Annotated in this window: 5 protein-coding genes; 2 read left to right on the top strand and 3 right to left on the bottom strand. The window is 65.1% G+C overall.

Features of this window, described 5'->3' with window-relative positions; genetic code table 11:
- The 3 genes from EOA60_RS13540 to EOA60_RS13530 form a co-directional block, all read right to left on the bottom strand.
- A partial coding sequence (locus tag EOA60_RS13540) for an aldehyde dehydrogenase family protein (protein WP_128311475.1) occupies positions 1–933 on the bottom strand: 933 nt, incomplete at its 3' end.
- Between the two features lie 166 nt (positions 934–1,099).
- A complete protein-coding gene (deoC, locus tag EOA60_RS13535) occupies positions 1,100–2,149 on the bottom strand; it encodes a deoxyribose-phosphate aldolase (protein ID WP_095825594.1) in 1,050 nt (349 codons plus the stop codon).
- A 142-nt stretch (positions 2,150–2,291) separates the two neighbouring features.
- A complete protein-coding gene (locus EOA60_RS13530; RefSeq protein WP_095825593.1) occupies positions 2,292–3,119 on the bottom strand; it encodes a ferredoxin--NADP reductase in 828 nt (275 codons plus the stop codon).
- 220 nt (positions 3,120–3,339) lie between these two features.
- Here EOA60_RS13530 and EOA60_RS13525 point away from each other — a divergent pair, with 220 nt between their 5' ends.
- Together EOA60_RS13525 and EOA60_RS13520 are read left to right on the top strand one after the other, a co-directional pair.
- The gene (locus EOA60_RS13525) at positions 3,340–5,412 is read left to right on the top strand and encodes a hydantoinase/oxoprolinase family protein (protein WP_095825568.1); all 2,073 of its coding nucleotides are present in this window, start codon (positions 3,340–3,342) and stop codon (positions 5,410–5,412) included.
- Between the two features lie 2 nt (positions 5,413–5,414).
- Positions 5,415–6,663 (top strand): hydantoinase B/oxoprolinase family protein (locus EOA60_RS13520; RefSeq protein ID WP_128311472.1); only part of this gene is annotated, 1,249 nt, incomplete at its 3' end.

Below are 6,663 nucleotides of genomic sequence, written 5' to 3'. Positions count from 1 at the left end.
GCCTTCCTGCACCAGGAGCCGCGAGCCGGCGCAGCAGACCTGGCCCTGGTTGAACCAAATGCCGTCGACCAGTCCCTCGACGGCGCTGTCGAGGTCGGCATCCTCGAAAACGACGAAGGCCGATTTGCCGCCGAGCTCCAGCGACAGCTTCTTGCCCGATCCGGCGGTTGCCTTGCGGATGATCTTGCCGACCTCGGAGGAACCGGTGAAGGCGATCTTCTGCACGCCCGGATGGTTGACGATGGCGGCACCCGCCTCCGGTCCGCCCTGAACGATGTTGACGACGCCTTTCGGCACGCCGGCGCGCTCACAGATCTCGGCGAACAGTATGGCGGTGAGCGGCGTGAATTCGGCCGGCTTCAGCACCACCGTACAGCCGGCCGCGAGCGCGGGCGCGATCTTCCAGGCCAGCATCAGCAGCGGGAAGTTCCACGGAATGACCTGGCCGACGACGCCGACCGGCTTGTGGCCGGGAAAATCCTTCTCGAGCGTCTGCGACCAGCCGGCATGATGGATGAAGTGGCGGATCGCCAGCGGCACGTCGATGTCGCGGCTCTCGCGGATCGGCTTGCCGTTGTCGATCGATTCCAACACCGCGAACAGGCGCTGATGGCGCTGCATGGCGCGGCCGATGGCATAGAGCACTTTGGCTCTGGCGTAGCCCGAGGATGCCGACCATTTCGGCAGCGCCTTTGCGGCCGCCGCAACCGCGGCGTCGATGTCGCCGGCGCCGGCATCCGAGATCTTCGCCAGCAGCTTGCCGGAGGACGGCTCGCTGGTATCGAAAGTCTTGCCGCTTGCCGCCGCCTTCCAGGCGCCGTCGATGAACAGCGCCCTGGAAAAATCGCGGCCGGCGAGCCAGGCGTCGGCCTCGTTGCGGGCTTCCGGCGCCGGGCCGTACTCCATGGCGCGATAACGTTCTAGGATGTTCATGGGGTCGCTCCTTTACCCTTCCCCGTGTGGGGAGGGTCGATCGGCGAAGCCGATCGGGGTGGGGGTAAATGTCTAATGGTTTGGTGCATGGATCAGGCAGATTTGTTTTTCGACCCCCACCCCGCCGCTTCGCGGCGACCCTCCCCGCAAGGGGGAGGGGGGTGGCTCACGCCATCGCGTGGCGATGGTTGGCCGAATAGTGGCCGGTCAAATGATGTTCGAGCTGGCGCTCGATGTCGGTGAGCAGGCTGGAGGCGCCGAAGCGGAACAGCTGCGGCTCGAGCCAGGGCCGGCCAAGCTCTTCCTTCATCAGCACCAGCCAGTCGAGCGAGACCTTCGCGGTGGAAATGCCGCCCGCCGGCTTGAAGCCGATCAGATAGCCGGTCTCCTCGAAATAGGCGCGGATGGCGCGCACCATCGCAAGCCCGACGGGAAGCGTGGCGTTGACGCTTTCCTTGCCGGTCGAGGTTTTTATGAAATCGGCGCCCGCCATCATCGCCACCATCGAAGCCAGCATGACGTTGCGCAGGGTGGCGAGATCGCCCGTGCCTAGGATGACCTTGAGATGGGCTTCGCCGCAGGCGGCGCGCATGGCGACGATCTCGTTGAACAGTTCGCGCCATTTGGCGCCGTAAACCAGCCCGCGCGGGATGACGACGTCGATCTCGTCGGCCCCGTCCTTCACCGAGGCCTCGATCTCCTGCAGGCGGGTCGAGAGCGGCGCAAGGCCGTGCGGGAACGCTGTGGAGACGGCCGCGACATGGATGCCTGTGCCACGCACCGCATCCACGGCCGTGGCCACGAAGGGATGGTAAACACAAACCGCCGCGGGGCGGATCGATTCGTCGGCGATGCCGAGGCCCTCGACGATGTCCCGGCGCAGCGGATTGATCGCTTTGGCGCAGAGCCGGCGCACACGCTCGTCGGTGTCGTTGGAATTCAGCGTGGTCAGGTCCATGCAGGCGATCGCGCGCAGCAGCCAGGCGGCCTGGTTGTCGGCCTTGATCGAGCGCCGCTTGGTGAGGGTGGCGACGCGGCGCTCCAGCGCCGAGCGGTTGACGCTGCGCACCGATTCGAGGAAGCCGAGGTCCAGCTTCATGCCAGGATTGCGGGCAATGCCGTGCTCCAGCGGCATCGGCGTGTTGGCGGCGGCACGCGCCGGCAGCGGCATGATCTTGGACGCGCCTGAGCCGGCCTCGCGGATGGTGCTGCTCATCTCCTGCCCTTTCATTCAGCGACGTGCACTGAAGATAGCCCGCGAAGTTGTCCTTCACGAGTCCTTCAGTGGCTCATAGCGGAAAAAGGCGGCAAAAGCAGTAGGTTTTTGACCGCATGGTCAAAACACTGGGAGACGCGCCTCAGCCGACGAAGGCGCGCTCGACGACGAAGCTGGCGGGATGGCTGAGCGAGCCCTCCTGGAAGCCGAGGCTTTCGGCGAGCTCCTTGACGTCCTTCAGCATGTGCATCGAGCCGCAGATCATGATGCGGTCGGTCTCGGGATTGAGCTTGTCGATGCCGAGGTCGGAGTAAAACTTGCCCGAGCCGATCAGGGCCGTGATCCGGCCCATGCGCGCCGACTCCTCGCGGGTCGTCGAATTGTAGAGCGTGACACGCCCGCCGGTCAGCTCGCCGATCAGCGGATCGGTCTCGAGCGCAGCCACCAGTTCCTGGCCGTAGGTGAGCTCGGCGTTGTCGCGGCAGGTGTGGGTGAGGATCACCTGATCGAACTTCTCATAGGTGTCGGGGTCGCGCAGCAGGCTGGCGAAAGGCGCGATGCCGGTGCCGGTCGAGATCATGAACACGCGCTTTGCAGGCGTCAGCGCGTCGAGCACCAGCGTGCCGGTCGACTTCTGGCGCATGATGACGGTGTCGCCGACCTCTATCTTCTGCAACTCGGAGGTCAGAGGACCGTCCGGGACCTTGATCGAGAAGAATTCGAGCTCGTCGTCCCAGGCGGGGCTGGCAACGGAATAGGCGCGGAAGATCGGCTTCTCGGCATTGGGCAGACCGATCATGACGAACTCGCCGGAGCGGAAGCGCAGCGACTGCGGGCGGGTGATGCGGAACGAGAACAGGCGGTCGGTGTAATGCTTCACCGATACCACGGTCTCGGCATAGACATTGGTCGGGATCGGGAACTGCAGCGGCTTTGCACCGGCGAGGTTCAACGCGGATGTCGTGTTCATCAAACCCAACTTTCCGGCGCGGACGCGGGGCGCTGGCGCCAAACTTTCTCCTGCGCGCCCGAACGGTCAGGTTCCGACGTGCTCTCTGCACACTGCCAAGCGGTAAGCTCTTGTGTCCGGAATTTATTAGTATACAAATGATCTTCAGGTCAAGATGGCAGCGTAAAACGGCTTTCCAAACCGAGGCATATCCGTAGTCCTGGCATTTCGGGTTTCGGCAATGAATGAGAAATTTTCGGCGTCGGCGGGAAGCGTGGTTGCCGGCATCGATGTCGGGGGAACTTTCACCGATCTGCTCCTGATCGACGGCAAGGCCGGCGGCAAGGTGCACATCGCCAAGACCCCGACGACGGTAGAAAATCAGGCCTTTGGCGTGGTCGCCGCACTTGGCGCGACCGGCTTTCCGGTCGAGGGCATCGACCTCATCGTGCACGGCACGACGACCACCACAAACGCCGTGCTGGAGCGCCGGCTGGCCAGGACCGGCATGATCACGACGCGCGGCTTCCGCGACGTGATCGAGCTTGGACGGCGCACGCGGCCGCAAGCCTATGGCATGACGGGCACCTTCGTGCCGGTCATTCCGCGCGATCTGCGGCTCGAAGTTTCGGAGCGCGTCGAGGCGTCCGGCGCGGTTCGCCTGCCGCTCGACGCGGCCGAAATGCGCGATGCCGTGAAAAAGCTGCTCGACGCCGGCTGCGAGTCGCTCGTCATCCATTTCCTGCATTCCTACGCCAACCCCTCGCACGAGCGGCGCGCGGCCGAAATCGCGGCGGAGCTCTGGCCGAACGGCCACATCACGACCGGCCATGCGCTGCTTTCGGAGGCGCGCGAATTCGAACGCGGCGTGACGGCGGCGGTCAACGCCTCGGTGCAGCCGATCCTGGAGCGCTATGTCGAGCGGCTGCGCAAGGAGCTCGCGGCGAAAGGCTATGCGCGCGACTTCCTGATCATGAACGGCAATGGCGGCATGATCTCGGCCCGCTTCGTCACGCAGGAATCGGCAAAGACCGTCATGTCCGGTCCGGCTTCCGGCGTCATCGCCGCCGCTTACACGGGAAAGCGTGCCGGCTTCGCCAACTTGGTGACCTACGATATGGGCGGCACCTCGACCGACGTGGCGCTGATCCGCAACGCCGAGCCCGCGGTCTCGAACGAGATCGAGATCGAATATGCGATGCCGATCCATGTGCCGATGGTGGCGGTGCACACCGTCGGCGCCGGCGGCGGCTCGATCGCGCGCGTCGACGCCGCCGGCCTGATCCAGATCGGTCCGGAAAGCGCCGGTGCCAATCCCGGCCCGATCTGCTACGGGCGCGGCGGCACGGAACCCACCATCACGGATGCCAATCTGGTGCTCGGGCGGCTGGCGCCGAAGAAGCTGCTTGCGGTCGACAATCCGGTCACTGTCGAGCGCGTCACCGCAATCTTCGAGGACAGAATCGGCAGGCACACGGGCCTTTCCGGCGTCGAGGCGGCCGGTGCCATCTTGAGGCTCGGCAACATGAAGATGGCGGGCGCCATCCGCATGGTTTCGGTGTCGCGCGGCCACGACCCGCGCGATTTCGCGCTGTTCGCCTTCGGCGGCGCCGGGCCGCTGCACGCGACGGCGCTGGCCCGCGAACTCGGCCTGCCGAAAGTGGTGGTGCCGGCACGCCCGGGTATCACCAACGCGCTCGGCTGCGTCGTCGCCGACCTCAGGCACGACTTCGTCAATACGGTCAACCAGCCGGTAGCGAGCCTCGACGAAGCAAAGCTTCGCGAGTTGTTGGAACGGCACCGAAACGAAGGCGAGTCGCTGATCGGCAAGGAAGCAGTGAAGCCCGATGCAATCCGCGTCACCCACTCCGCCGACATGCAATTCGTCGGCCAGACGCACATCATCAACGTGCCGCTGCCGTCATCCTCGGTTTCACGGGCGACGCTGCAGCAGCTGTTCGAAAAAGCCTATTTCGCGCGTTTCAAGGTCGAACTGCCGGAGATCCGCGCCAATCTCGTCAACCTCAACACCTCGGTGACGGGTGTGCGGCCGCAGATCGACCTGTCTCAGCTGATCGACCCGGCAGGACGCGCGGCGACGCTGGAGGAGGCGCGGCGCGAGATCCGGCCGGTCTGGTACAGCGGGCGCTGGCACGAGACGCCGGTCTATGCGCGCGAAAGGCTGCCGCTCGACGCAACAATCGAGGGACCGGCGATCCTCGAGCAGATGGACGCCACCACCGTGCTTGAACCCGGCGATCATGCGCGTTCGGACGCCGACGGCAACATCATCATCGACATCGGCGAGGCCTGACAATGGCAGTCGAAGGGGCAAAGCTCGACACGATCACGCTTTCGGTGCTGCAGGCCGCCCTGCAGCAAGTTTGCGACGAGATGGATTTGACGTTTTCCCGCGCCGCCTTCTCGCCGGTCATCGCCGAGGCCAATGACCGCTCCGACGGCATCTATTCCGCCGCCGACGGCTCGCTCATCGCGCAAGGCAGCCAGGGCCTGCCGGTATTCGTCGGCGTCATGCAGTATTCGACCAAGACGGTGATCGAGATGATCGCCGACGGGCGCTGCCTGGCCCCCGAGCCCGGCGACATCTACATCGTCAACGACCCCTATCTCGGCGGCACGCATCTGATGGACGTGCGCTTCGTCATGCCGGTCTACCGCGACGGCAAGATCTTCTGCTGGCTGTCCAACACCGGCCATTGGCCGGATATCGGCGGCGCGGTGCCTGGCGGCTTCTCGGCCTCGGCCACCGCCGTCGAGCAGGAAGGTCTGCGGCTGCCACCGGTGAAGCTGTTCAAGAGGGGCGTGCTCGATCCCGAGATCTACGCTATCATCTGCTCCAACATTCGCGTCGCCGACCAGCGCATCGGCGACATCCGCGCCCAGGCTGCGGCGCTGCTGATCGGCCAGGACAGGCTCAATGAAATCCTGGATCGTTACGGCGACGAAACCGTCGTCGAGGCGATCGCCGAATTGCGCCGCCGCGCCGCCGAACAGATGCGCGCCTCGATCGCCGTTATCCCGGACGGCGTCTACCGCTCGCAAGCTTTTGTCGATTCCGACGGCGTGGTGAACGAGCCGCTGACCATCAATCTCGCCGTCGAGAAGAAGGGCGACAGCCTGACCTTCGATTTCGCCGGCTCGTCAAAGCCCTGCGCAGGCCCGATGAACAGCGTGCTGGCGACGACGCTGTCATCAGTCTACCTCGCCATGCGCCATATCTTCCCCGAAGTGCCGATCAGCGCCGGCGCGTTCGAGCCGCTCAATGTCAAGCGGCCGGAAGGTACCTTCCTCGACGCCAAATATCCGCGGCCGGTCTCGGGCTGCGCGGCGGAGGTTTCGCAGCGTATTGCGGAGGCCGTGTTCGCGGCGATGGTGCAGGCATTGCCGGAGAAAGTGACGGCAGCGCCCGCCGGTTCCAGCGGCAATTTCGCGCTCGGCGGCAACGACCCGACGCGCGGCCGCGACTATGTCATGTACCAGATTTCGGGCGGCGGCTATGGCGGCAATGCGGGTCATGACGGCTTGAGCAATGGATGCTCGACCA

It is taken from the genome of Mesorhizobium sp. M1A.F.Ca.IN.020.06.1.1, from assembly GCF_004023265.1.
In the GTDB taxonomy this organism is placed as follows: Bacteria; Pseudomonadota; Alphaproteobacteria; order Rhizobiales; family Rhizobiaceae; genus Mesorhizobium.
The sequence above is the reverse complement of the archived record's forward strand: the minus strand, read 5'-3'. Positions and strand labels throughout refer to the sequence as shown.